The sequence below is a fragment of the Corallibacter vietnamensis genome (genome assembly GCF_039537875.1).
Taxonomy (GTDB): domain Bacteria; phylum Bacteroidota; class Bacteroidia; order Flavobacteriales; family Flavobacteriaceae; genus Corallibacter; species Corallibacter vietnamensis.
In genome coordinates this window covers 703,151-729,472 of record NZ_BAABBI010000001.1, presented here as the reverse complement: position 1 = coordinate 729,472, position 26,322 = coordinate 703,151, and the positions used below count along the sequence as shown (strand labels likewise).

Annotated in this window: 20 protein-coding genes; 4 read left to right on the top strand and 16 right to left on the bottom strand. The window is 31.6% G+C overall.

Going from position 1 to position 26,322, the window contains the following annotated elements; translation table 11 throughout:
• Position 1 precedes the first annotated feature (1 nt).
• From rfbB to ABD690_RS03270, 5 genes are read right to left on the bottom strand one after another with little or no spacing between them, the layout of a single operon-like run.
• A complete protein-coding gene (rfbB, locus tag ABD690_RS03290) occupies positions 2–1,054 on the bottom strand; it encodes a dTDP-glucose 4,6-dehydratase (protein ID WP_344727015.1) in 1,053 nt (350 codons plus the stop codon).
• Positions 1,044–2,114 carry a hypothetical protein gene (locus ABD690_RS03285; RefSeq protein WP_344727012.1) on the bottom strand — a complete coding sequence of 357 codons (1,071 nt, stop codon included), beginning with the start codon at positions 2,112–2,114 and terminating at the stop codon, positions 1,044–1,046. Before ABD690_RS03285 ends, rfbB begins: the two co-directional genes overlap by 11 nt.
• A gap of 13 nt (positions 2,115–2,127) precedes the next feature.
• Positions 2,128–3,819 carry a DUF6909 family protein gene (locus tag ABD690_RS03280; protein ID WP_344727010.1) on the bottom strand — a complete coding sequence of 564 codons (1,692 nt, stop codon included), beginning with the start codon at positions 3,817–3,819 and terminating at the stop codon, positions 2,128–2,130.
• 28 nt (positions 3,820–3,847) lie between these two features.
• Entirely contained in the window at positions 3,848–5,350 is a 1,503-nt protein-coding gene (locus ABD690_RS03275) for a GH3 family acyl-acid amido synthetase (protein ID WP_344727008.1), read from the bottom strand.
• Complete coding sequence (locus tag ABD690_RS03270; RefSeq protein ID WP_344727005.1) at positions 5,350–6,219, bottom strand: M23 family metallopeptidase; 870 nt, start codon at positions 6,217–6,219, stop codon at positions 5,350–5,352. The genes ABD690_RS03275 and ABD690_RS03270 overlap by 1 nt, the downstream gene beginning before the upstream one ends.
• Before the next feature lie 120 nt (positions 6,220–6,339).
• On the opposite strand from ABD690_RS03270, the gene tatA reads away from it, so the two are divergent.
• Positions 6,340–6,519 (top strand): twin-arginine translocase TatA/TatE family subunit, encoded by a 180-nt coding sequence (gene tatA / locus ABD690_RS03265; protein WP_344727003.1) that lies wholly within the window; start codon positions 6,340–6,342, stop codon positions 6,517–6,519.
• A 75-nt stretch (positions 6,520–6,594) separates the two neighbouring features.
• Here the strand turns inward: tatA and ABD690_RS03260 are convergent, their stop codons facing one another.
• From ABD690_RS03260 to ABD690_RS03250, 3 genes are all read right to left on the bottom strand, one after another.
• Positions 6,595–7,569 carry a DUF4837 family protein gene (locus ABD690_RS03260; protein ID WP_344727001.1) on the bottom strand — a complete coding sequence of 325 codons (975 nt, stop codon included), beginning with the start codon at positions 7,567–7,569 and terminating at the stop codon, positions 6,595–6,597.
• A gap of 24 nt (positions 7,570–7,593) precedes the next feature.
• Entirely contained in the window at positions 7,594–9,177 is a 1,584-nt protein-coding gene (locus ABD690_RS03255) for a LysM peptidoglycan-binding domain-containing protein (RefSeq protein ID WP_344726999.1), read from the bottom strand.
• Positions 9,178–9,264: 87 nt separating this feature from the next.
• Entirely contained in the window at positions 9,265–10,455 is a 1,191-nt protein-coding gene (locus ABD690_RS03250) for a phosphoglycerate kinase (RefSeq protein ID WP_344726997.1), read from the bottom strand.
• A gap of 166 nt (positions 10,456–10,621) precedes the next feature.
• Here ABD690_RS03250 and ABD690_RS03245 point away from each other — a divergent pair, with 166 nt between their 5' ends.
• The gene (locus tag ABD690_RS03245; RefSeq protein ID WP_344726995.1) at positions 10,622–11,776 is read left to right on the top strand and encodes a DNA polymerase III subunit; all 1,155 of its coding nucleotides are present in this window, start codon (positions 10,622–10,624) and stop codon (positions 11,774–11,776) included.
• A 26-nt stretch (positions 11,777–11,802) separates the two neighbouring features.
• On the opposite strand, the gene ABD690_RS03240 is transcribed toward ABD690_RS03245, so the two are convergent.
• The 8 genes from ABD690_RS03240 to ABD690_RS03205 form a co-directional block, all read right to left on the bottom strand.
• Entirely contained in the window at positions 11,803–12,648 is an 846-nt protein-coding gene (locus tag ABD690_RS03240) for a DUF4249 domain-containing protein (RefSeq protein WP_344726993.1), read from the bottom strand.
• A gap of 4 nt (positions 12,649–12,652) precedes the next feature.
• A complete protein-coding gene (locus ABD690_RS03235; RefSeq protein ID WP_344726991.1) occupies positions 12,653–15,028 on the bottom strand; it encodes a TonB-dependent receptor in 2,376 nt (791 codons plus the stop codon).
• Positions 15,029–15,166: 138 nt separating this feature from the next.
• Positions 15,167–16,066 (bottom strand): LytTR family transcriptional regulator DNA-binding domain-containing protein, encoded by a 900-nt coding sequence (locus ABD690_RS03230; protein WP_344726989.1) that lies wholly within the window; start codon positions 16,064–16,066, stop codon positions 15,167–15,169.
• A 113-nt stretch (positions 16,067–16,179) separates the two neighbouring features.
• Positions 16,180–16,695, bottom strand: a complete 516-nt coding sequence (locus tag ABD690_RS03225) for an OmpH/Skp family outer membrane protein (protein ID WP_344726986.1) — start codon at positions 16,693–16,695, stop codon at positions 16,180–16,182.
• 233 nt (positions 16,696–16,928) lie between these two features.
• Entirely contained in the window at positions 16,929–17,780 is an 852-nt protein-coding gene (locus ABD690_RS03220) for a class I SAM-dependent methyltransferase (RefSeq protein WP_344726984.1), read from the bottom strand.
• A 44-nt stretch (positions 17,781–17,824) separates the two neighbouring features.
• A complete protein-coding gene (gene mnmG, locus ABD690_RS03215) occupies positions 17,825–19,696 on the bottom strand; it encodes a tRNA uridine-5-carboxymethylaminomethyl(34) synthesis enzyme MnmG (RefSeq protein WP_344726982.1) in 1,872 nt (623 codons plus the stop codon).
• An 85-nt stretch (positions 19,697–19,781) separates the two neighbouring features.
• Positions 19,782–20,201 (bottom strand): rRNA maturation RNase YbeY, encoded by a 420-nt coding sequence (gene ybeY, locus ABD690_RS03210; RefSeq protein ID WP_344726980.1) that lies wholly within the window; start codon positions 20,199–20,201, stop codon positions 19,782–19,784.
• On the bottom strand, positions 20,194–23,583 hold the full coding sequence (locus ABD690_RS03205) for a DUF4175 family protein (protein ID WP_344726978.1): 3,390 nt from the start codon (positions 23,581–23,583) through the stop codon (positions 20,194–20,196). Before ABD690_RS03205 ends, ybeY begins: the two co-directional genes overlap by 8 nt.
• Before the next feature lie 119 nt (positions 23,584–23,702).
• Between ABD690_RS03205 and ABD690_RS03200 the strand changes: the two genes are divergently transcribed.
• Both ABD690_RS03200 and gltX read left to right on the top strand, forming a co-directional pair.
• Positions 23,703–24,746, top strand: coding sequence for an alkane 1-monooxygenase (locus ABD690_RS03200; protein ID WP_344726976.1), 1,044 nt, complete (start codon positions 23,703–23,705; stop codon positions 24,744–24,746).
• Positions 24,747–24,797: 51 nt separating this feature from the next.
• On the top strand, positions 24,798–26,309 hold the full coding sequence (gltX, locus tag ABD690_RS03195) for a glutamate--tRNA ligase (RefSeq protein WP_344726974.1): 1,512 nt from the start codon (positions 24,798–24,800) through the stop codon (positions 26,307–26,309).
• The last annotated feature ends 13 nt before the right edge of the window (positions 26,310–26,322 follow it).

The following is a 26,322-nucleotide window of genomic DNA, read 5'->3' as shown; positions in this document are numbered from 1 at the left end:
TTTAATTATACTGTTTTTGGTAGTAAGATTGATATTCTCCACTGGTTACGTTATTTAACCACTCACTATTATTTAAGTACCAATCTATTGTGATGGCAAGACCTTCTTCAAAAGTTACCGATGGCTCCCAGCCTAATTTATCTTTTATTTTTGAGGCATCAATGGCATATCTTAAATCATGACCTGGTCTATCTTTTACATATGTAATTAATGCTTCTGAAGTACCAGCTTCACGATTCAGTTTTTTATCCATTTGATCACAAAGAAGCTTTACTAAATCTATATTTTTCCATTCATTAAAACCTCCTATGTTGTAGGTTTCAGCATTTTCTCCTTTATGAAAAACTAAATCTATTGCTCTAGCATGATCTACAACATACAACCAGTCTCTCGTGTAGTTTCCATCTCCATAAACAGGTAGTGCTTTATTGTTTAAAATATTATTTATAAACAAAGGTATAAGCTTTTCAGGAAATTGGTTTTGCCCATAATTATTAGAGCAATTAGTAATTACATAAGGTATTTTATATGTCTCTCCATATGCTCTTACAAAGTGATCAGAACTTGCTTTTGATGCTGAATATGGCGAATTTGGATCGTAAGGTGTGGTTTCTGTAAAAAGTCCAGTTTCTCCTAATGTACCATAAACTTCATCTGTGCTAATATGATAAAAACGTTTACCAGAAAAATCGTCTTTCCAAATATTTTTAAATGCATTTAATAAGTTCATGGTACCAATAACGTTTGTTTTCACAAAAGCCAAAGGGTCTTTTATTGATCTATCTACATGTGATTCGGCCGCTAAATGAATGACTCCATCAAATTTATGCTCTTCAAAAAGCGCATTAATAACATTTTCATCAATAATATCAGCTTTTATAAAGGTGTAGTTTGGTTTGTCTTCAACATCTTTTAGGTTTTCTAAATTTCCTGCATATGTTAAAGCATCTAAATTGAATATATGATAGTTAGCGTATTTCTCAACAAATAACCTTACAACATGAGACCCTATAAATCCAGCACCGCCAGTTATTAATATTTTTTTATTCATCATAGTTTTTTACAAACTTTATTATCTTACCTGTTAAGTATATTAAGCAGAGTAGAAGGAAAGCTAAAACAGGAAATATAAACATTAAATAGCTTTTCCAACTTAAATACTCGTTTCCAACTTCTTGAAAACCAGAAACAACATCAAAAAAGGTGTTTTCCTCGGTTTGCTGCTCATCCAATTCTTTAAGTTCATTTTGTAATTTAATTTTCTCCTTTAATAAATCGTATTCTCGTGTTTGAGATTTCTCATTAACCATTGGAAAACCACTCTCGCCCATATTAAGCTTGGCTTTTGTCGTTTTTGACTCTTCTTGTAATACACTAATGTAAACTTTTTGTAATGAGTCTATAACCCCTATTTGCTCCCTTAAAGTGTTTCTTTGTATGTTAATTAATGAATCCCTTTTTAACATTTTCTTTTTAGAATATGTGTTTTCAAAAGAAGAGTTCAGCCCTTTTTCTAAGCTTTTAAATATATTTTTCTTTTTAGAAAAGACATGTATTTCATAAAGCACAGAGCCTGAGTAAATACTTCTGTTTTCTATATACTCATCAAAACTAATCTCTTGAGCCCTTACACTATCTATTTGTTTAAGAAACTCATCATATTGTATAATTCTCTCGTTTTCAGTTTCTGGACCTGGGTAAATTTCAAAACGAGATATTTTACGAGCTTCATCTTCAGATATCTCAAAAACAGAAGATAATGTTTCATAGTCTTGTGTTGAGATTAAAGCATTGAAATAACCAATGTTTGTTATCAATTGATATTTAGAGTCAAAATAAGGCTTTACTAACATAAACGTAGTGTATACACTTGGTAAGGTTTTTTGAACTCCATAACCTAAAACTCCAGCAATAACAACTGTAATAACAATTATTTTTAAGTTTAGAATTATAGCTTTTAAAGCATAAACCATCGTTGAGAATATTGCTTTAAATATTCCTCCTATAAAACCAAAAAGTCTAGAAAAGGCATTACCTATTAAATTAAAAATAAGAACCAAGTCTATTTCGTCAGATTGGTTTCTATTATTTTGTTCTGGTAAATTGTTGCTCATACTGTGAATTAAATTAATTAAATATTTGCTGTAATATTTTTCTTGTTATTAAATAAGTTGGTTTGACCCCTGAAGTCCCTAATCCTCCTGAAGCCAATGTACTACCTGTCTCTAAAGGATTATCACTTGCATAATAAGCATAACGCACTTTAACGTTTTCATTAATGCTTCCTCGCACTTTTGATGCTGCTTGTATTGCTTTTTGGTAATGCGCACCTTCCATTTCTAAACCAATAACATTCCAAGTAGAATTATGGAAAAACTTTAAAATATCTTTATTCTGTAATGATGTTCCTAAAACAGTAATCATAGAGCCTTCGTAAATTGCGAGTCCATGACCATCTAGATCGGCTTTGTTTAGTTCATTCTTAAATGGGTAGTTATCAGCTGTTCCTTCAAAAATATGTGCTGAAGGAATCATTATATCTCCTTTTCCTCCTTCTAAAATACCTGCTTTCCCCATAATTGAGATAGACTCAACATTTAAGTGAATTTTGTTTCCATCTACTTTTATAGGTTTTAATAGCTCGTCTATGGTCTCATATGCTTGTTCGCCAAAAGCATAATCCATGACAAAAATAACAGGCTTATCTTCTAAATTGTTAAAGGTGTTATTTACTTCAATATCAGTTTTGGTAAAATCAATTTTTGATGTATCAAATATTTGTACATCTATGTTAGTTCCTGAAGTATCTTTAATATAAATCATTCCTCTCTGCAACGCTTCTTTAGAGACTTTATTGCGCAAGGTATCATTTTCTTTTAAACCTAAAGACTCATACATCTCTAAAGTACTTTTTTTAGTCTTTAGACTTTTTAGAGCTTCTGGAGCAAACAGCGTGTTCATAACACTGTGCATATTGGCACTAATAACATGTATTGGGCGTGATAATAAATTATGCTTATTTAAAGTTTCTTTTATTTTATTTGCCCATATTTCTCCGTGTATATGATGCCCTAATCGTTCTCTTAAAACTGGGCTAAAAGTCACTGTTCGCTTATTATTGTTTACAACTTCTTCTATAGCTAGTTTACCTAACCAATAAACAATGTGAAGGAATCTTTCTGGTTGTACAGCAGATGAAAACTGGCTATAAACTTCAGTTATTTCATTAAATGTTCTGCCTAAAATATTTGCAGTATGAGTTATAGCTATTTCTCTTTCTTGCTGTGTTAGCTTTTTTGATGATAATACTGCTTTTTCTAATTTAACCCAATCTCTTGTGGTGCTTCCTTGATCATCAATTAAAACACGTCTGCTTATTTTGTGAGATTCAACAAAAAGAAATGTTATATGTGTTAGTATGTCATAAATCTCTGATCGACCTCTAGTGATTTCAATATTCATTTGCTCACTATCAATACGGTAACAGTTTCTTCTTCTTTTGGGAGGGATTATGGCTTTAAAATGAGAGTTTCCGTAACCTTCATCACTTGTTAGGTTTATAAAAGTACATTCTTCAATACCTATTGGTAACCTGTCAATAACGTATAAAAGCCCTTCTAATTCTGCTTTTTCTTCTCCAATAGACCCATAAATTTCAGGTCTTAAAAGCAATAATGCTTCTCTTAATGTTTCTCCAGAGACGCCCATAGGCTTATAAAAACCTCTATTAAACAAGTGACGCATGGTAATATACATTCTCTCAATAGCATTTGAGCTTTCTTGAGCTCTCGTTCTAGCATGATGTTTTTTATTACTCATATAATTTGTTTAGCGAGCAAATATAACACTATTTACTCAAACTAAAAGGTTTAAGAGCATCTGCTATCTTTCTGTCATTTGACAACCTAGGTAATTTGTTTTGTCCTCCTAGTTTTCCTATGGATTTCATGTAACTTTGAAAACCATTTTTTTGTATTTTTCTGATTTCTAGTGTTTTTAAAACACTTCCTTGTATTAAATCAAAATAATAACTATTTTGTTTTTGGAGAGATTTATCTATTTTTTTTGCAAACTCTAGTATATTATTAGGTTCTGTTTCAAACTCAACAAACCATTCATGATATGGTAATCCGCTTATTGGGTTTATTTGTGGAGCTACTGTAAATTCTGAAACCTGAACGTCGGTTCCGTTAATGGCTTCTTGCATAGCCTGCTCTACTTCTTTACCAATAACATGTTCACCAAAAGCAGAGATAAAATGTTTTATTCTACCAGAAACAACAACACGATAAGGTTTTATTGATGTAAACATAACAGTGTCGCCTAAATTGTAAGCCCAAAGCCCTGCATTTGTTGATATTATCATAACATAATTAACATCAACTTCAACATCTTTTATAGTGATTCGTTTTGGGTTTTCTTCAAAAAACTCATCTGCTTTTATAAACTCATAAAAAATCCCTGAATTTAACTGCAAAAGCATACCTTTTTCATCTTGCTTGTCTTGATATGCAAAAAAGCCTTCACTAGCAGGATATAGCTCTATGCTATCAACTTTTCGTCCTATTAAGCTTTCAAATTTTGCTCTGTAAGGCTCATAGTTAACACCTCCAAAAATGAATAGATTGAAGTTTTTAAAAACATCCCCTACTTTTTTATTAGTTCGTTCTTGAATTTTTTCAAAATACATTTGTACCCATGATGGAATACCTGAAATTACAGTCATGTTTTCAGGCAAGGTTTCATCTACAATCGCATTTACTTTAACCTCCCAATCTTCTATACAGTTTGTGTCCCATGAAGGCATTCTGTTTTTTTGAAGATATTTTGGAACATAATGCGCTACAATACCAGACAATCGTCCTAATTGCACACCATTTTTTTTATCTAAAACAGGACTTCCTTGAAGAAAAATCATTTTTCCATTTACAAACTTGGCGTTTCCTGTTTCATGAATGTAAAGCAATATGGCGTTTCTAGCCGCCTCTATATGAGTTGGCATACTTTCTTTTGTTATAGGTATATATTTGACACCAGATGTTGTTCCTGATGTTTTTGCAAAATAAATAGGCAACCCTTTCCAAAGGATATCTTTTTCTCCAGAGACTACGCGCTCTACATAGGGTTTTAATGCTTCATAATCTCTTATAGGCACTCGTTTTGTAAAATCTTTATGATTATTTATACTCATAAAATCATGATCTTTACCAAACTGTGTTTGTGCGGCATCACTAATTAAGTTCTGGAATATTTTGTTTTGTGTCTCTATAGGGTTATTAGCCCATTTTTGAACTTTTTTATAAATACGTTTTGCAAATGGTTTTGCTAAAGCTGATTTGATTGATAACATTAATTAAAATCTATAAAGTTTGTTGGGTTAATAGGATAACCATCGCTCCATAACTCAAAATGCAAGTGTGGTCCTGTAGTTAATTCTCCTGTATTACCTATCGTTGCTATTACTTCTCCTGATTTTACTAACTCGCCTTGGGTTTTAGTCAACATAGCATTATGTTTATAAACCGATATTAATCCGTGGCTATGTTCAATGATAATTACATAACCTGCTTCTGTAGTCCATTCAGAAAAAATAACCGTTCCGTCATCGGTTGCTTTTACAGGTGTATTTTCCTTAACAACAATATCAACAGCATAATGCTTTTCCTTTGCATTGTACTCTTGGGTTATTGTTCCTTTTACCGGTGGAAACAATACAAAGCTTGCTTTAGATTTTGCTGACTCAAATAAGTTATATTTATCCTCTTTTTCAACCTTTTCTCTTAATAATGAGTCTTCTTTACTTGGTTTTAAATCTATTTCATCAACATCCTGTTTTGCTGCTTCAATGATAGAGTCTCTATTAAAATTTGCTGTGCTAACTTCTCCATGAAGTACTTGCTTTATTGATTCAAAATAACGTTCATTAACCGCAATAACTTGTTGAAGCGAATCTGTTTTATAGTTAAGCTCTGTTGCTTTTTTCTTTAAAGCCGTAGATGAATACCCTGGAATGTATTCTCGTAATGGTGTAAAGGCTATTAAAAGTGTTGTTCCTGCAATTAGTAAGATAGTAGAAATAGATAACAGTACAAATACGTTTAACCTCGTAAGTTTGAATGAAAGTCGCTCCTCAAAAGTATCTTCGTTTAAAATCACTAAACGGTACTTATGAAGCAACTTTTTAGTGAATTTTTTAGGCTGTTTTTTTTTATTGCTCATCATTTAAACAAAAATAAATAAAAATATGTCAGATGTTTGTTTGCTTTATGCTAAAGTTCATATTAAAAACGAAGATTTTAAACTTTAATTATTAACTTTGCTGTCATAAAATAAGATATAATGATTTCATTAAGTATATTTTTAGCTCCAGGGCCATGGCAAATAGTTTTAGTTGTTGTGGTTGTATTATTGTTATTTGGCGGTAAAAAAATTCCTGAATTAATGCGCGGTTTAGGAAGCGGTATTAAGGAATTTAAAGACGCTAGTAAAGACGAAAATGATACAAGTAAAAAAGAGTAAGTTTTTAATTTAAAAAAAATAAAAAACCAGTGACTTAAAAAATCACTGGTTTTTTTTATATCTTTTTTTTTTTAACTAGTCCATCTTTATAGATTTTATAATTGCTTCTAATTCAAACATGTAATCTCTTTTTTGAACAGATGGGGCAAAGGCAAAACCTTCAACCACTAAAAGCCTATTATTTTTTTCATCTTTTATAATATAATTTACAAAAGGCCCTGACATAAAAGCTCCTTTAACATCCCAAATTCCTTTGGTTTCTATTGCAGGTTTATTATTTATTGTTGTTTTTAATAAAAATGGTGAGTATGAGTTGTCTGTCACCATAAAACTCCCATCAAGAGGTCCAGGAATATGAACCTCTCCTATTGAGTCTCTCATTTTTATAACTTGATTTACTAGACTATCATTTTCCTTTATATAATCAAAAGGCAATTCGTATAACATCAAATCTGTAGTTCCTGTAGAAATATCTTTTCTTATCCAGTAAAATTTATCCGATTCTTTTGCTATTCTATAGGCAGAAGGGAAGTTGATTGTTAACCCTAAATTTTCCTTGATTGTATTGTTTTTATGAAGCGACAGCTTGATTCTACGTTGCTTTTCTTTTATTTCCTCTTCTTTAAAAGCATTGAGTATCTTTTCAGAATTATCAGTAATTAGCTTTACAATTTCATCTCCAGAATTGCCTGAAACCAAAACGACTTTTTGTGGCCTTGCAAACACGTCATTTAAAATTTTAATTTCAGGGGTTTGGTTTTTTTCTACTTTAAAAACTGTTCTGTTTTGGGTTGCAAAGCCTGAAAACACAGACGGAGGAATCTGATTCATAGAAAACATAGGCTCATCTTGAGGTAACCCATGAACATAGGTTGCCAGTGTATTTCTAATAGCTTCTCCAACTGGTCCATCCCACTGATCGTTATCTACAACAACAGAAATATTGTTTATTTTTCCTGATGATTCTGGTAAAATTTTTTGATTTTTTGACTTACCATTATTACATGCCATAAGCATGATCAATGGTAAAACAAGTAATAGTTTTCGCATGGTTTAGTTTTATTTTTTTGAAATTTATCCTTTAGCTATTTTTAGCTTCATTCCTGGTTTCAAATTATTACCACTAATATCGTTCCAATCTCGAATATTTTGAACAGAAACTCCAGGGAATTTTCTTGAAATGCTCCATAAGGAGTCTCCTTGCTTTACTGTATAGGTTTTTGAGCTTGATGAAGAAGCTTGAGAAGCATTGCTATTACTAGCTACAGACGTATTTACAACAGGGCGCCTTGGATAAATAGTTAGTCGTTGTCCTATTCTTAAATTATTACTACGTAACCCATTCCATTGTTTAATTTGGCTAACTCTTACACCGTATTTTCTCGCTATTTTTCCTAAATAATCACCGCTTCTTACACGGTATCTTACTCTTGATTCTGCTTCAAAAAACTGCGGTAACGGTTTTTCTCGCTTATCAAACTCGGCTTTAGCAAAGGCATAAATTTGCTCTTCATTGTTAACAAATGTGCCTATTGCTGTTCTAGGCAATCTTAAATAATAAGCCTTATCTTCAATAAATGGAATAATATCTAATTTATAAGATGGATTTAAAAACTGAAGCTCTTCTATGGGAACATTTGTTGTTTCAGCTACCTGATCTAGCGTAATCGTTTGCTTTACTCTAATTGTATCTGTTTCTACATAATGAAATTGTGGTTTTTCAGGTTGAAAACCATGTTCTTTAGCAAATTCAAAAATATACATCGTAGCTAAAAAAGCAGGAACATAACCTGCTGTTTCACGTGGAAGGTTATGTCTAATATTCCAGTAATTTTGGTAGCCTCCAGATCGTCTTATCGCTTTGGTTACATTTCCTGGACCAGAATTGTATGCAGCTAAAGCTAAATCCCAATCTCCAAAAATTTCATAAAGCTTTGATAAGTATACTGCAGCTATTTTTGTAGACTTTATAGGATCGCTTCGCTCATCTACATAACTGCTTACATCAAGCCCATATTGTTTTCCTGTGGCAAACATAAACTGCCATAAACCTGTAGCGCCTACTCTAGACTTTGCTCTTGGTTTTAATGCAGATTCAACAATAGATAAATACTTCATCTCCAACGGAATATTGAAGTTATCAAACTCACTTTCAAACATAGGAAAGTAATAGTGGCTTAACCCCATTAAACGTTCCATTGAGGTACGTCTGTTTTTTAAGAAGTTTTTTATAACATTCTCTAATGATGGATTGTACTCAACATTAAAAGGTGTTCTTGCGTTAAGTTTAGCAAGTCTTGCTTTTAGAGTATCTGTTGGTAATTCTGGGTAATCTACGGGTTTATAATCTAGCTCTGAAACTGTTTTATAAATGGTGTCAAAAAGGGTATTACTATATAACTCCTCTAACCATTTTTCATCTATTTGTAAAGCCAATTCATGATCCTGAAGCGACTGTATTTGCGTAGAGTCTATGACAGCTTGAATTGATGTTGATTGTAATTTTTTTCCATCAACAATAGAGTCTGTCGTTTTAGACACTGATATATTTACCTCTTTTTTATTGTTGTTTTTGATAGGTTGAATTGTATCTTGAGCAAAAAGCTGAAGAAAACAAACACTAAAACAAAAACAAATAAAAGCGAATTGGGTTTTCATGCTCATTGTTTTTTTTCAATACAACGTATTAAACTATAAAATCTTGTTTTATAGCTTTTAAAGATACGAAATTAGAATATTAGCGTTTTAAGCTTCTAAAATAGCTGCAATTCCTGGCAGTGTTTTACCTTCAAGGCTTTCTAACATAGCGCCACCACCTGTGCTCACGTAGCTTACTTTATCTTCAAAACCAAATTGCTTAACAGCAGCAACCGAATCGCCTCCGCCAACTAATGAAAAAGCTCCGTTTTTTGTAGAATCGGCAATGGCATTACCTAAAGCAATTGTTCCTTTGGCATAGTTTTCCATTTCAAAAACACCTAAAGGACCATTCCATAAAATAGTTTTGCACTGCATTACCACATCATTAAAGTTTTCTAAAGATTTTGGTCCTGCATCAAGACCTTGCCACCCATCTGGGATTGCATTTACATCTACTATTTGAGTTTCAGCAGTGTTACTAAAAGCATTTGCAGCAACAATATCAACAGGTAAATGAATTTGTACACCTTTTTCTTTTGCTTGTTTTAAAATATCTAATGCAAGTGGTATTTTATCATCTTCACATATAGAATCTCCTACCTTTCCGCCTTGTGCTTTGATAAAAGTAAAAGTCATTCCACCACCAATAATCATATGGTCTACTTTGTCTAAAATATTTTCAATAACTGTAATTTTTGATGACACTTTAGCACCTCCTAAAACAGCTAAAACTGGTTTTTCGCTAGTGTTTAAAACTTTATCTATACTTTCTATTTCTTTTGCTAGTAAGGCTCCAAAACATTTAGCTTCAGGGAAAAACTGCGCCACAATAGTTGTTGATGCATGCGCTCTATGTGCTGTACCAAAAGCATCATTTACATAAATGTCTCCTAACTTTGAAAGTGATTGAGCAAAATTTTCATCACCTGCTGTTTCTTCAGGATGAAAACGTAGGTTTTCTAATAGTAATATTTCTCCTGGTTCTAAATTATTTGCGGCCTCTTCAGCTTCAGCTCCAACGCAACTTGATACAAACTTAACTCCAACACCTAGTATATCTTCTACTTTTTCAATAATATGCTTTAAAGAAAATGTTTCATCAACACCTTTTGGTCTTCCTAAATGCGACATTAAAATACAGCTTCCTCCATCTTCTAAAATTTTTATAATCGTTGGTTTTGCAGATAAGATTCTTGTAGCATCTGTTACTTGAAAATCATCATTTAATGGCACGTTAAAATCTACGCGTATTAATGCTTTTTTATCTTTAAAATCAAAGTCGTTTAGAGTTTTCATCAGTTGTTTTTTAGTTGTTTATATCAATAATCAGATGGAATGCCTAAAAAATCATCATTTTTCTATGATAAATCAGTGAATAAGCATTTCATGATTTCTATTTTAGAAAGACAAATATAATTTTTTCAATTTATAAAAAAGATAGTATTTCTGTTATCTTTGTTTTATGCTATTTGAAGACGTTTTAGGACAAGAACATATAAAAAATCACTTAACTCAAAGTGTAGAAAATGGCCGTATTCCTCATGCACAATTGTTTGTAGGTCCTGAAGGATCCGGAACATTACCAATGGCTATTGCTTATGCACAGTATATTTTGTGCGGTAATAAAGGTGGCGAAAACTCAAATGGAAATGAAGCGTGTAATTTAAAGTTTAAAAACTATTCGCATCCTGATTTGCATTTTGCTTTTCCTGTTGCAACAAATGATCGGGTAAAAAAGCACCCTGTTTCTAGTTTGTTTTTAGAAGAATGGCGCGAGCTTTTAAAAGAGCAACCTTATGGCAATTTGTTTGACTGGTACAGAAAACTAGGTGTTGAAAATAAACAAGGCCAAATAGGTGTTGATGAAGCACAAGAAGTTGTAAAATCATTGGCTTTAAAATCTTATGAAGGAGGTTATAAAGTTATGCTTATTTGGATGGCTGAAAAAATGAACACTTCTGCAGCCAACAAGTTGTTGAAACTTATTGAGGAACCGCCAAACAAAACCATTTTTATACTCATTGCTGAAGATGAAGAACAAATAATTAATACTATTCGTTCTCGATGTCAAGTATTACATTTTCCGCCTTTGGCAGAGAATATTATAAAAACTGCTATTGTAAAAAATTACGATTTACAAGAAACCGAGGCTATTAAAATTGCGCATCAAGCTAATGGAAATTACAATAAGGCTTGTGATTTAGTTTTTCACGATAGCGAAGACACGCAGTTTGAATCGTGGTTTATTTTCTGGATTAGAAGCGCTTTTAAAGCCAAAGGAAATAAGGCTGCTATTCATGATTTAATTTCATGGAGTGAAGATATTGCTAAAACAGGAAGAGAAACTCAAAAACAGTTTTTACATTTTTGTTTATCATTTTTTAGACAAGCACTTTTAACAAACTATAATGCTCAAAGCTTGGTTTACATTGAAACAAAAACGGAAGGCTTTGACATTAGAAAATTTGCACCTTTTGTACACGGTAACAATATTTTAGAAATTTCTAACGAATTACAAGATGCTTTGTATCATATTGAAAGAAATGGAAATTCTAAAATTATACTCACTGATTTATCTATAAAACTAACACGTTTGTTACATAAAAAAGCCGATTAAAAAATTAATCGGCTTTTTCATTTTTGTTATTGAAAGGTGTAGGTTTCTCTTACTACTTGAGTTACTCTAAAATAACCAAAAGCATAATTACTAGGGTTACTAGGGTTTATACAATTTCCTCTTATTTCCGCAGCTGTTGATGAAAAAGGATTACCGCCGCCATCATACTGCTCTATAAGCAAACGTATGTAATTGTAATATTGTTCTGAAATGCCGTATAAACTAACGTCTACAACATCGCCTGGTAAAAAAGGCTGCTCATTGCTGTCTTCATCATCTTCTTTCTCCCAAAAGTCGTGTATTTCATTTCCGTTTGTAAACTCATCTGATACATCTTCTAGAGAAGCAAATAAATCACCTGTTTCGTAATAACGAATTAAATAATAGTTTTCTTCATCTACAGGATCATCAAAATATAAATTAAGTTCTAATAATTCATCATCAAAACCTCCTTCTATAGATTGTGTAACGCTATTTATATCAGATACGGTCATTAATGTTTCTGAAGCAGTATATGTTTGTCCGTTATAAATAACTTCAAGACTATAAGTATCTCCTGCTATAGGAACAAAGGTTGTCGTAGTATAAGTTCCGTCGTTTTCATCAGTAAAATTAAATATTTCGCTTGTATTTTCATTAACTACAGTTACTGATGCTCCCGTAACTTCTGTACTGGATACATTGCCAAAGTATGGTGTTGATGTGCTTAATTTTATTTGCTGTTCGTTTCCTGCTGTTCCTTTTTCCCAATCTAAAGAAGCCTCGATAACGAGACGTGTTTGGCCTGTGGGAACTTCAATATCTACAACATCTTCACAGGATATTATTGTTATAGTAAAAAGAAATATTAATGATTTTATATATGTTTTCATGATGCTAAAATTTAAAGTTGTAAGTAACAGATGGTATAATTCCAAAAATAGAGAGTCTTGTCGCTTCGTTTAACCCTGTTTGGTTATTTTGATTGAACGTTATTGCTGCTGCATTTTTTCTGTTATATAAATTATAAATACCAAATACCCATTCGCCTTTCCAGCGTTTATCTGGCTTATTGTTTGGTTTATAAATTGCCGAAACATCTAATCTGTGGTATGCCGGTAATCTATCTTCATTTCTATTAGAATAGGTTGCAATAGAAAGTCCTTCGTAAGTATATTGCCCATTAGGATATGTTACAGGACGACCTGTTTGAAAAACAAGATTTGAACTAAAGCTCCATTTGTCATTTAGCTTATATGTTGCTGTAGCTGAAACATCATGGGATCTATCGTAAGGTGTTTTATACCAATCACCATTATTTATTCCTGGACCTCCAGCAAGACCTCCAAGAGTGCGCTGTTCTGATCTAGACAAGGTATAAGCTAGCCATCCTGTAAGACGCCCTTTGTTTTTTCTAAATAAAATTTCTAATCCGTAAGCTCTTGCTTCGCCGTTTAATATTTCTGTTTCTATGGTATTATTTCCTATTAAATCAGAGCCGTCTATGTAATCTATACGGTTATCTATTGTTTTATAGTAGGTTTCTAATTCTAATGAAAATAGGTTGTCTTTAAAACTACGGTAATACCCTAAAGCATATTGATTTGATTTTTGTGGTTTGATGTATTTTCCGCTTGGTGTCCAAACATCTATCGGAGTAACTGAAGACGTATTAGACAGTAAATGTAAATACTGTGTAGACTTTGTGTAGCTAGCCTTAATAGAAGATGCATCGTTTATTTGATAAGCCATACCTAAACGAGGCTCAAAATTATCAAATGTTTCAATGCTTTCGTTTTTTTCGTAATAGGTTTCAAAAGCTTCTTCTCCTCGCTCATAAATTCCTAATTCACTATTATAAACTACCGGCTGATTGTTTACATAACTAGTCATGCTTTGACCGCCAAGTCTGAAAAAATTACTGTATCGTAGTCCATATTGTGCTGTTAATTTATCTGTTATTTTATGCTCCGCACTTATGTAAGCACCTCCTTCAAAAGCTCTTTTTTCGTCTAACTTTAAATAATTTACTGGCGATGTTGGTGAAGAAGGTTTTACTTCTCCTGGATTTAAATTATAAGTTATTCCACTAACACCAAAGTCTAACTTTATTTTATCGTTTAAATAGTATTTAAAATCATATTTTAAGTTGTAGTTTTTTATATCTGCAACCCAATCTAACTCAATAAAATCTAATATAATTTGGTAATCATATTTACTGTATATAAGTGATAAATTAGAAAACAATTTATCATTAAAAATGTGGTTCCATCTTATATTTCCTGTAATGTTTCCATAATTATTTTCTATAACCTTATCAAAATTGAAAACGTCTCTACCATAGTATCCTGACAGGTAAATTTTATTGTTATGGTTTATTTCGTAGTTAGTTTTAAAGTTTAAGTCATAGAATGATATTTTATCATCTTTAAAATCTTCGGTCATTTTTAAAAAAAGATGCGCATAAGATGTTCTACCCGCTAGTAAAAAAGAGCCTTTTTCTTTAAAAACCGGACCTTCTACGGTTAGTCTACTAGAAATTAAACCTAAACCACCAGTAACATCATAGTTTTTACTGTTTCCATCTTTTTGTCTGACATCTAAAACAGAAGAAATACGACCTCCAAATTTTGCAGGAATATCTCCTTTATACAGTTTTATGTCTTTAATTGCATCTGCATTAAATACAGAGAAAAACCCAAAAAAGTGTGATGTATTGTATATAATGGCTTCGTCTAGCAGCACTAAATTTTGATCGGCTGCTCCACCTCTCACATTAAAACCTGAAGATCCTTCACCATTATTTGTAACACCAGGAAGCATTTGTATAGATTTAATAACATCTACTTCTCCTAACACAGCAGGCATTTTTTTTATGGTGCCTGATTTTAATTTTGAGACACCCATTTGAGGTGTTTTTATATTGAGTTGTTCAGACTCTTCAGCAACTATAACAACTTCTTCTAGCGATGTTGAAGCCTCTGTAAGCTCAAAATTAATTGACATATCTTTTTGAATATCAATATTTTGAGATAAATTTTCATATCCCATATAAGATACTATGAGCGTATATGATCCTTTTGGTGCTTGAAGCGAGAAAAAACCGTATTCGTTGGTAATAGCACCAATGTTAGTATCTTTTAAAAAAACCGTTGCTCCTAATAGTGTTTCACCATTATTAGCGTCTTTTATAGAGCCTCTAATGCTATATGTTTCTTGAGCAAAGGTTAAATAACTAAAAACTAGGCATAGGCCTAAAAAAAAGTGTTTCATTTTGGTTGTTCGTATTTATGATTGATTGTTATGATGACGATTAGCTTTTGCTAATGTTACAGAAGCTTGAACGCAAATTACTTTTAAATATTTAAAATAACTCGTCAAAACATCAGCTTTTGGAGTGAATTAACGGGATTATGGAGTGAATTGATTTATTTCATCTTTAATAGCTTTTAGGTATGATTTAGATATTGGTATTTTAATTTTTGGATCTGTTTCTAAAATCAAAAAATCTTTATTGTTTATTCGTGAAATGTGTTTCACGTTTAGCAAGTTTACAGCAAATGATCTATGGCTTTGCTTTATAGGCATAAACTCATTTTGATTTAAAAAATTCTTTAATCGGTTTCTTAAAATATGCTTTTTCACGCTGCCTGATTTCATATAATGCACTACGACATATTGATTGCTAGATTCTGCAAAGAGAAAATCATTTAATGCTATAGAAAGGTTTAAATTATTGTTTTCGTCTTTAAGGAGTAATTCTGTTTGTTTATCAGAAGTGTTAAAGGTATTGTGATACTTTTTTATTTGCTCTCCAAGCTCATTTACCTCAAGAGTTAAATCTTGTATTAAAGCATAAATAATAGTTCCAAAAAATGGAAATAATAAGATGATAAAGGCTCTAAAATAGTTTTTTACTTGGAAGGCTATATTTAGTTCTTTTTCAAAATCGTTTCCTAAATCGGGTATCAAAAATGAAAAACCAAAATTAACAAGTGTGAGAATTAAAGTTTCTATAAAAAACCAAGTAATATATTTTTTGTTTGTAACCTTTTCAAAACTAAACATTGGTCTAAAAACAAATTGAGATAATGATAAACCTACAAGCGTACTCACTGCAATTGTAAAAAAGAATAAAAACTTGCTAAAATTGGCATTAGCAGGATTATCCATTTCTTCTGAAATACCATAAGGCTGGAAAATAATTAAAAAAAAGTGGGCAAAAAGAGCAGCACTAATTATGTATATCCATTTTCGTTTTGTGCTATTGAAGTAATAAAACGGTTGGTCTAAAAGTTGTTTTACTTTCATTAATTGGTTGGGCGGTTAGTTACTTTGTATAACTTACATTTTGGTTTCTTATTATAAAAAAAGCCAGTTAATTTCTTAACTGGCTTTAAGTTTTTAAAAACTCTTTGCTTTAGCTACTCTTTTTTATAATCTGCATTAAGAGCATCTAGTATGGTTTGTGTTAAATCATTTGCTTCGTTACCGTATAAAACACTTCCACCTTCATTGCTACCTAAAATATAGTCATAACCATTTTTCTTGCCGTAATCTCCAACATAATCTTTTACTTTAGCTATTAAAGAATCTATCTCTGTTTGACTAGCTTGCTGAATTTGTTGTTCTTCAAATTGAACTTTTTGTTGTAGCATTTGTTGTTTTTGGCTTAAAGCTTGGTATTCTTCCTGTGCTTTAGCTTGTGATAATTTTTTAGCTTTTAATTGAAACTCTTGAGCTTCTAATTGAAATGCTTTACCAATACTATCCGTTCGTTTTTGAAAAGCGTCAATTTTAGATTGAAATTTTGCTTCAATGTCTTTTTTCTCTTGATAGTCGTTAATTAATGTTCCGTTGTCAACAAATCCAATTTTTTTTGGTTGTGTACAAGAAGTCACTGCTACTATAGCAAAAGCTATTAAAAATATGTTTTTCATTATTTATGTTATTTATTTAATCGAGACAAATGTAATAAAGTAAATAGTTTGATTTTACACAAAAATCACATCAACACCAAATAATAATAATTTTTTATCGCTAAAATAAAAACAATAATTTACAGTTATTAAAAACCGCCCTAAAAAAGATGATTTAAGGCAGATTCAAAATTAAGCCTTGTGATTTGTTGTTAGAACACAAAAGACGTCTTAAAAGGGCTTAAAATGGATTTTTAGGTGTTTTTTATGATATAAATGTGTGAAGAGTACTCTTTTGATTGTTTTGCTTTAAGATTTGAACGAAAACCAATATAAAATGCCTTTAACGGATTTTTAGAGCCAGACTTATAACCTTCAGAAAGTAAACTCACATAATAAGCATCAAACATCATTGGTAATGTTTTTACAACTTTCATATTGTTTTTTGAAACTAATTTTGAAATTGCAGTTCTAGAAAAATGCCATAAATGTCTTGGTACATCATAAGCAGCCCAAAACTCTTTATAATATGTAGCATCAAAACTTTTGAAGTTTGGAACCGCAATAATAAGTGTACCTTCTTTTTTTAATAAAGATTTGTAAAGCGCTAATTGTTCTTCAAGATTTGGCAAATGTTCTAGCACATGCCAAAGCGTAATTACATCAAAACTTTCTTTTTTAAATTCAGAAATCTTATCAGCATCATAAACGACATTGTTAGTTTTTTTATTCGCAATATCTCTTGCTTGAGGGTTTGGTTCAACACCAGTAACATTCCAATTATTCTTTAATGCTGTTTGTAAAAAATCTCCTGTACCACAACCAACATCTAAAAGTGTTTTTCCAGAAACCGACTGTTTATTTATTAATTTCAATTTTTGTTTTAACGAATAAGAGCGAACCAAATGGTAAACACTTTCAAACAAATTTCGTTTAGCATCGGTATGAGAAATATAATCTTCGCTTTCGTAATAGCTTGGTAAATTTTGTAATGAAGGCTGCGGATATGTCTCTAACATATCTAAAGATTCATTATAGCGTAATTCAAATTTCTCTCCAGAAACCGAATGATCTTTTACTACTAAATGAGGTGTTTTTTTGTGCATTTATTATCGTTAAAAAAATATGTTCCACGTGGAACGATTAAAAACTATCTCCCCATATAAACTAAAAGCACCGAAATATCACTTGGAGAAACACCACTGATTCTTGAAGCTTGTGATATAGTTACAGGTTGAATTTTACTCAACTTTTCTCGTGCTTCAAAACTCATAGATTTTAGTTTTGAGTAATCAAAGTTCTGTGGTATTTTAATATTCTCTAACCTGTTTAATTTATCTGCATTGTTCTTTTCTTTCTCTATATATCCAGAATATTTAACTTGAATTTCTGCTTGCTCTATAACCTCGTTATCTAAATTATGATCTTGAATATATGCTTCAACAGAAGAAACTTTACGCATATCATCAATAGTAATATTAGGTCTAGCAAATATCTTAAACATCTTATCAGATTGTTTCATTAACGAAGAATCTTTAGATTCTAAAACAGGATTAATCTCTTCTGGTTTGACACTTGTGTCTTTGAAAAATGACACAAAATTCTCTGCTTTAGATTGCTTTTCTTCCATGCGTTTTAATCGCTTTTCAGAAGCTAATCCTATATCAAAAGATTTAGGCGTTAATCTAAAATCGGCATTATCTTGTCTTAATAACGTTCTATATTCTGCTCTAGAAGTAAACATTCTATATGGCTCTTCAGTACCTTTGGTGATTAAATCATCAATCAAAACACCTATATAAGCTTCACTTCTACTTAAAATAAACGGGTCTTTTTCTTGAACTTTTAAACTGGCATTTATACCTGCCATTAAACCTTGTGAACCCGCTTCCTCATATCCTGTTGTTCCGTTAATTTGACCAGCAAAATACAAACCATCAACTAGTTTAGTTTCTAAAGTATGCTTAAGCTGTGTTGGCGGAAAATAATCATATTCTATAGCATAACCAGGACGGAAAAACTTAACGTTTTCAAATCCTGCTACTGAACGCAAAGCTTTAAACTGAACATCTTCTGGTAGCGACGTAGAGAAACCATTAATATAATATTCAACCGTATTCCATCCTTCTGGCTCAACAAATAATTGATGCCTATCTTTATCAGCAAAACGGTTAATTTTATCTTCTATAGAAGGACAATAACGCGGACCTAAACTTTTAATTCGACCATTAAACATAGGTGATCTATCAAAACCTTCTCTTAACAAATCATGTACTTCAGGACTTGTATAAGACATGTGACAAGAACGCTGATTTGTTAAAGGCTTCGTTATATCTAGATAAGAAAATTTTTCAGGGTTTTCATCTCCTGGTTGTTCAATCATTTTAGAAAAATCTAATGAACGACCATCTACTCTAGGTGGTGTTCCTGTTTTCATTCTACCAGAATCAAAACCTAATTCTACAAGCTGTTCTGTAATTCCTGTAGCAGCTCTTTCTCCTGCGCGACCACCTCCAAAATTTTTATCACCAATATGAATTAACCCATTAAGAAACGTGCCGTTTGTAAGCACAACGGTTTTTCCTTTTACTTCTACTCCAAGAGATGTTTTTACACCAACTACTTTATGATTTTCTACTAAAAGTCCAGAAACCATCTCTTGATAAAAATCTAAATTTGGTGTGTTTTCAAGCAACATTCTCCAGTCTTCAGCAAATCGCATACGGTCACTTTGAACACGCGGACTCCACATAGCTGGACCTTTTGACTTGTTCAGCATTTTAAATTGAATAGCAGACGTATCAGACACAATACCACTGTAACCACCTAACGCATCAATTTCGCGAACAATTTGACCTTTAGCAATACCTCCCATTGCTGGATTACATGACATTTGCGCAATGTTTTGCAAGTTCATAGTAATCAACAACGTTTTACTTCCCATGTTGGCTGCGGCTGCGGCGGCTTCACTACCTGCGTGTCCAGCTCCAACAACAATAACATCATATTCGGTATTAAACATAGCTTGATATTTGGTTTAAATAAATTGTTCCACGTGAAACAATTTGATGATTTGTAAAAATAAAAGTTTGCAAATATACGATGAATTACTCGATTTGAGCTAATTGCGACAAATAGTAATCTTCTTTAGACCTCATTATTTTGGCTTCATCATCGGTTTTATCTTTATAACCACAGTAATGAAGAATACCATGAACTAAAACTCGTTGAAGTTCATTATCAAAAGAAACCTTAAAATCATTAGCATTATCTTCTACTCTTTCAGTTGAAATATAAATATCGCCTTGTATGATTTTTCCCACAGTATAATCAAAACTAATAATGTCTGTTAACGTATCATGATTAAGAAACTCTACATTGATTTTATGTAAATAATCATCATCACAAAAAATATAGTTAACCTCACCTAGTTTAAATCCTTCAGAGGAAATTACAGTTTGAATCCACTTGCTTAATAGCGACTCATTGCTTAATGAAAATTTGTTTTCGTAATTGAAACTAATCATTTTCTTTTTTGAAATAATCTTGAACTTTCTTTTTGTAAACTGGTTGCAAAGGTAGGGTTTGTCTGTTTAATATTTCAGTGGTATTAAAATATTCTTTAGCTGTAGGAATCTTATTATTTGTGTTATTATTGAAACTGTTTTTATTCGTGTCAGATTTACGTTTAGTATCTTGTCCTTGTTGAAAAGTAGCATTTTCAAGTTTTAATAATTGATGTTGTAACTCCATCATTTTTTGTAAAGTTTGATCCGTAAAACCCTTATTCAAAAGGTCTAATTCAACATCTTCCATAGATTTTACTAAACCGTCACCAACACCTTTATTTCCTTCTTTAGATAACCTTTCTTGTAAAGCTTGTCTAATTTGTTGTTGCTGCTGATAGATTTTAAATAGTTCCCCATTTAAATCTTCTGAAGAACCTTCTCCTTCTCCTTGTTGATTACCGTTATTTCCTTGTTTTCCTTGTCCTTGTTCCTGACCTTCTTTATCACCTTCTTTACCTCCTTCACCATCATTTGGTTTACCGGAATCACTTTTTTTCATTCCTTCCTGCATTTGCTTATTCAACTGCTCTTGGCTCATAATAATATCCGGAAGTCCTTGCTCTGGTTGCCCTTGACCGCCTTGACCTTGACCAGAAGCATTCATTTGCATCTGCATATTATTCATAATATTACTCAAGAAATCTGCAAGATTATTAGCTGAAGTGATTGTGTATTTCTGATTTCCAATTCCTTGATATAATCTGTTTTCTGAAAAATGATCCAGAGATTTATCTATGTTATAAAATACATTAGAGATTTCTTTATTAACCATTTCAGAGAGTTTAGGCTGTCTTAAAGACAAAGCAAACAAGCTATCATCAATGTGAGAGAAATGTTCTTTTAAATCGTTTTGTTTCACTAAATAAGAAGCATACTTATTGTGATTAACTTCGATACTGTTAAATTGATACATTAAAGCTTCTTGATCTAAAGAAAACAAAATAAGATTGTCTAGAATTTGACGGAGCATATCAATATCTTCTTGCATTTGATCGCCACCACTCATTTGCATAGCTTGTTGCATTTGTTGACTCATTTGCATCATCTTTTCAGCAGCTTGCTTTTGTTTTTTTTGAGCGTTTTTTTGATTTTGTTCAGATTGTTGCTCGTTACCGTTTTCTTGATTTTGTTCTTGTTTTTCTAAATTGTCTGTTGCTTCGTGCTGATCTTGCTTAATAGATTCTTCTGCTTTTTTATCTTGAGGCACATCCATAGGATCAATTAAAGATTTATTCTCTTTTTGAAGTTCATCCATTTGCTTTTGAAAATCTTCAAACTTTTTATTGATATCTTCTTGATCTTTTTTGGTGTTGTTTTCTTTAGTTTCCTTTGAAAGCTTTTCTTGTTCTTTAGCTAAATTCTCTAAATCCTTTTGAAGTTTTTCGGCTTTTTTAGAAACATAATAACGTTTTGTTAGTTCTAAAAGCTGTTCTAAACTTCGTTTTTGATTTTTGTTTTGTTTTGAAAGCTTATCTAGTTTATCTGAAAACTCCTCTTTACTAATTTTGTCTTGAAGCTTTTCAAGTTCTTCTAATAATTGTTCATCTTCTTTAAGCTGTTGCTCGTTTTCTTTGAGACGCTCTTGTAAATCTTCCTTAAAAGGGTCTTCTACTTCGTTTTCTTTTTGAAATTCTTTTAAATTATCTTCAAGCTTTTTATTGAAATTTTGCATCATTTCTTTTTGCTGCTTTTGACGCTTTAAGAAGTTTTCAAATTTCTTTTTATCATTAAAATTAAGCTCTGATTTTTCCTTTTGAGTTTTTGAAAACTCTTCTAATTCCTTGTTTTGCTCATCAAACTTATCTAGTGATTTATTAAGATCTTGAATCGTTTCGTTTTGCTGTTGAAGTTGTTTATCTGCTTCTTCTTGTGTTGTTAATTTTCTGAAAGAAAAAACACGGCTTTTTGTGCTTTTAAATTTATTAACTAAATCATTATCAAATACTTGAAAATACAATTCATAACTTACACCTTCTTGTAAATTAAGATTATTGGGAAACACACTTATAAATTCATCTATGTTAGATTTGGATACTGGTAAAGACTGAATTTGAATATCTTGATTATTGTTTGTAGGATAATAAACAAGTTGTAATTTACTTAAACCATAATCATCGCTTACTTGTCCGTGAAAATACATCGTTTGTTGATCTAAACTATCTATTTTCATGTCTAGCTTTAGTTCAGGATATTCATCTCTAATTACATCAATATTAAACGATAATCTGTCGTAATCTTTTAATGCATCGTTGCTTGTGCTTAAACTATACTGAAAGTTATTGTAAAGCGTGTTAGATAGCTCAAAAGTATTGGCTTTTAAAGTCTTAAACTGCATCGTGTCTTTTGCATATAGTAAGACATTTTTTGTTGCTTTTGTATTAAGTCGCCAAGTAATTTGAGTTCCTTGAGGAACAATAGCATTTCCTGTACTTTTTAAAACCTCATCTTGCTTTTTTGTATAAGATGGATAATCTAAAATCATTTCAAAACTTAATAGGCTTGGTACTTGAGTGATTTGTAATGTATATGGTTTTGAGGTAACATCATTTGCTGTAAGCTGAAAAGTGATGTCTCTTTTAGGTTTTTCAAATACATACTCAAAGCTTCCGTTTCCTGTGTTTTGAAGGAAATATGATTCGTCTTCAAAAATGATTTTAGCATTTTCTGGAATTACTGAACCAGCTGTATTAACAACAAGTTTAAAATCTTTGTTTTCAATAGCTTGTAAGTTATCGTTTGTAACAAAAAACTGAAATGGCGCTGGTGGCTCATAAGCTGTTTTATAGTTTACTACACGCTCATAACTATCACTAAACCAATTGAAATGTCCGGTTAAAAATGTTAAAAACAGAATAACTACAGGAATAGCAGCATATTTTAAATACTTTAAGTTAGACTTAAAATTTACAGCCAACTTAAAAGGAATTGGATGTAGTTGCGCTGATTTTTGCTCAATACTAGCTAAAAGCAATTCAGATTCTGTTTGGTTAGCTTTTAGTTGTAAAATATTAAGAAGCTTATCGTTGACTTCAGGAAAATGGTTTCCTATAATTTTAGAAGCATCTTCATAGTTAATGCCTTTTTGTAGCTTAAATAATTTAGCCAAAGGCATGACAATAAACCTAGCAAACAAGCCAACCTCAACAACTACAAACACCCAAAATAAAATAGTACGTGCTGTAGTATTAAGCCATAATACATATTCAACAAAAAGGGTGAACAAAAAATACAACAACCCAATAGCAAAAAACAAAATAATACCCTTAAGCAATTCATTGGTGTAAAAACGCCTAATAAATTGCTCTAATTTGGATTGTATTTCTTGAAAATGACTTGCCATATAACTTAAATAACCCACTAATATAAAATTTATTTCTGTCTGTAATTACTTTAGCTTGGTAAGATTCTGTTAATTTCGAGAAGATGTCTTAAATTTAAGACCACGTTTTGTTCTTAATTATGAAAGATTTAAAATATTTAGCTGCTTTTTCAATTCCTATAGTTGCATGTATTAGCATCTATTTTAAAGGCTATTTTGCTTACCTCACGCCTATTTTTGCTTTTGTAATAATTCCTATTTTAGAACTAATTTTTCCCATTAACACATACAATTTATCTCCTAACGAAGTTTCTAGTAAGTTAAAGCTTAAACTCTTTGATTGGTTGTTATATCTTAACTTACCTATTGTTTATGGCGTCTTATTGTTTGGTGTTTATGAAGCTTCAAATTCAACAATTGAAACTTTTGAGTTTATTGGTTTAATCCTTTCTGTAGGTATTGTATTGGGTGTAAACGGCATAAATGTGGGTCATGAACTTGGTCATAGGCAATCTACAAACGAGCGCTTTTTAGGAAAAGCATTGCTTCTTCCCTCTTTATACATGCATTTTTATATTGAACATAATTTTGGGCATCATTTACATGCAGCAACACCACAAGATCCAGCAACAGCAAAATATAACCAAACGGTATATTCTTTTTGGATAACATCTGTTTTTAGACAATATGCTAATGCTTGGAAAATTCAATTAAAACTGCTTAAAAACAGTAAAAAAGGCTTTTTTTCACTAAAAAATGACATGTTTTGGTATGTTTTACTACAAACAGGATATTTAATTATTATGTTTTTCTTTTTCGGAATTTTAGGTTTAATCTTTATTCTTTCAGCAGCTATTATAGGTTTTATTCTTCTTGAAACAGTTAACTATATTGAACATTATGGTTTATTAAGATTAAAAACAAAATCTGGTAGATATGAGCGTGTAAAAGAAATTCATTCTTGGAACTCTAACCATGTTATTGGAAGAATTGTACTTTATGAACTCACAAGGCATAGTGATCATCATTTTAAGTCTTCAAAAAAGTATCAAGTTTTAGATTGCCATGATGAAAGCCCGCAAATGCCTTATGGTTATCCAACTTCAATGGTTTTAGCTATGTTTCCACCATTGTGGTTTAAAATTATGAATAAACGTGTTCCACGTGAAATGATTTTAACTTAACTATTTCTATTCCTAAATATCGTTTTATCTTTGCGGCATAAATAATAAGCCATGAAAAAAGATGTTCGCGTGCGATTTGCACCAAGCCCAACAGGACCGCTACATATTGGTGGTGTTCGTACTGCTTTATTTAATTACTTATTTGCAAAAAAACACAACGGTACTTTTGTATTGCGTATTGAAGATACAGACCAAAATCGTTATGTTGAAGGTGCTGAAAACTACATAATAGAATCGCTAAAATGGTGTGGAATTCCTTTTGATGAAGGCGTAGGAACCAATGAAAAATACGGCCCATACAGACAAAGTGAGCGCAAGCATTTATACAAACAATATGCCGATCAATTAATTGCTTCTGGCAATGCGTACTATGCGTTTGACACTGCTGAAGAACTAGATGCTCATAGAAAAAATCATGAAGCTAAAGGAAAAACATTTATATACAACTGGCATAATAGATTAAAATTAAATAACTCTTTGTCACTTTCTGAAGCTGATGTAAAAGCAAAGCTTGACGCAGGTGAAGATTATGTTATCAGATTTTTATCGCCTCAAGATGAAACTTTACATCTTACTGATATTATACGTGGTAATATCACGATAGATACTAACATTTTAGATGATAAAGTATTATTTAAAGCAGATGGCATGCCAACTTATCACTTGGCAAATATTGTTGATGACTACCTAATGAAAATTACTCATGTAATTCGTGGTGAAGAATGGTTACCTTCTTTAGCATTACATTATCAACTATATAAAGCCTTTGGTTGGGAAGCACCAAAATTTGCTCATTTACCTTTAATATTAAAACCTACTGGAAAAGGAAAATTAAGTAAGCGTGATGGAGATAAATTAGGTTTTCCTGTATTTCCATTAGCTTATAAAGATGAGAAAACAGGTGATATTTCTAGAGGATACAGAGAAGATGGTTATTTTCCTGAAGCTGTTGTTAACTTTTTAGCCTTTTTAGGATGGAACCCAGGAACAGAACAAGAAATTTTTAGTTTAGATGAACTTATTCAAGCTTTTGATTTAAGCCGCGTAAATAAATCTGGAGCGCGTTTTGATCCAGACAAAATAAAGTGGTTTAATCATCACTACATGCAAGAACAAAATAACGATATACTTGCAGAACAGTTTAAACTTTTATACCCTGAACTAAAAGATATTGATGTAAATTACATTGCGTTAGTTATTAATCTTATAAAAGAACGCGCAACATTTGTAGATGATTTCTGGAATTTAGGACACTTCTTTTTTGAAACGCCATCAGATTTAGATGAAAAATCTGTAAAAAAAGCATGGAAAGAAGGTTCTGCAGAGCTAATGACAGAACTTACAGGTATAATTTCAAACATTGAAGATTTTACAGTAGATACCATTCAAACAACTGTTAAAGGTTGGATTACTTCAAAAGAAATTGGTTTTGGAAAAGTTATGATGCCATTACGACTAGCTCTTGTAGGCGCTTTACAAGGTCCCGATGTTTTTGATATTATGTATCTTATTGGAAAAGATGAAAGTTTACGCCGAATAGAAAATACCATAAACACCTTATAAACAAAAAAGCACG

Excerpts from the sequence above, each read along its gene's own strand:
- ABD690_RS03200 (WP_344726976.1), top strand. The coding sequence starts at position 23,703 with ATGAAAGATTTAAAATATTTAGCTGCTTTTTCAATTCCTATAGTTGCA.
- ABD690_RS03205 (WP_344726978.1), bottom strand. The coding sequence starts at position 23,583 with ATGGCAAGTCATTTTCAAGAAATACAATCCAAATTAGAGCAATTTATT.
- ABD690_RS03220 (WP_344726984.1), bottom strand. The coding sequence starts at position 17,780 with ATGCACAAAAAAACACCTCATTTAGTAGTAAAAGATCATTCGGTTTCT.
- ABD690_RS03270 (WP_344727005.1), bottom strand. The coding sequence starts at position 6,219 with ATGAGCAATAAAAAAAAACAGCCTAAAAAATTCACTAAAAAGTTGCTT.
- ABD690_RS03240 (WP_344726993.1), bottom strand. The coding sequence starts at position 12,648 with ATGAAAACATATATAAAATCATTAATATTTCTTTTTACTATAACAATA.
- rfbB (WP_344727015.1), bottom strand. The coding sequence starts at position 1,054 with ATGATGAATAAAAAAATATTAATAACTGGCGGTGCTGGATTTATAGGG.
- ABD690_RS03250 (WP_344726997.1), bottom strand. The coding sequence starts at position 10,455 with ATGAAAACTCTAAACGACTTTGATTTTAAAGATAAAAAAGCATTAATA.
- ABD690_RS03225 (WP_344726986.1), bottom strand. The coding sequence starts at position 16,695 with ATGAAAAACATATTTTTAATAGCTTTTGCTATAGTAGCAGTGACTTCT.
- ABD690_RS03260 (WP_344727001.1), bottom strand. The coding sequence starts at position 7,569 with ATGCGAAAACTATTACTTGTTTTACCATTGATCATGCTTATGGCATGT.
- ABD690_RS03275 (WP_344727008.1), bottom strand. The coding sequence starts at position 5,350 with ATGTTATCAATCAAATCAGCTTTAGCAAAACCATTTGCAAAACGTATT.
- ABD690_RS03285 (WP_344727012.1), bottom strand. The coding sequence starts at position 2,114 with ATGAGCAACAATTTACCAGAACAAAATAATAGAAACCAATCTGACGAA.
- ABD690_RS03245 (WP_344726995.1), top strand. The coding sequence starts at position 10,622 with ATGCTATTTGAAGACGTTTTAGGACAAGAACATATAAAAAATCACTTA.
- ABD690_RS03255 (WP_344726999.1), bottom strand. The coding sequence starts at position 9,177 with ATGAAAACCCAATTCGCTTTTATTTGTTTTTGTTTTAGTGTTTGTTTT.
- ABD690_RS03280 (WP_344727010.1), bottom strand. The coding sequence starts at position 3,819 with ATGAGTAATAAAAAACATCATGCTAGAACGAGAGCTCAAGAAAGCTCA.
- gltX (WP_344726974.1), top strand. The coding sequence starts at position 24,798 with ATGAAAAAAGATGTTCGCGTGCGATTTGCACCAAGCCCAACAGGACCG.
- ABD690_RS03230 (WP_344726989.1), bottom strand. The coding sequence starts at position 16,066 with ATGAAAGTAAAACAACTTTTAGACCAACCGTTTTATTACTTCAATAGC.
- tatA (WP_344727003.1), top strand. The coding sequence starts at position 6,340 with ATGATTTCATTAAGTATATTTTTAGCTCCAGGGCCATGGCAAATAGTT.
- ABD690_RS03235 (WP_344726991.1), bottom strand. The coding sequence starts at position 15,028 with ATGAAACACTTTTTTTTAGGCCTATGCCTAGTTTTTAGTTATTTAACC.
- mnmG (WP_344726982.1), bottom strand. The coding sequence starts at position 19,696 with ATGTTTAATACCGAATATGATGTTATTGTTGTTGGAGCTGGACACGCA.
- ybeY (WP_344726980.1), bottom strand. The coding sequence starts at position 20,201 with ATGATTAGTTTCAATTACGAAAACAAATTTTCATTAAGCAATGAGTCG.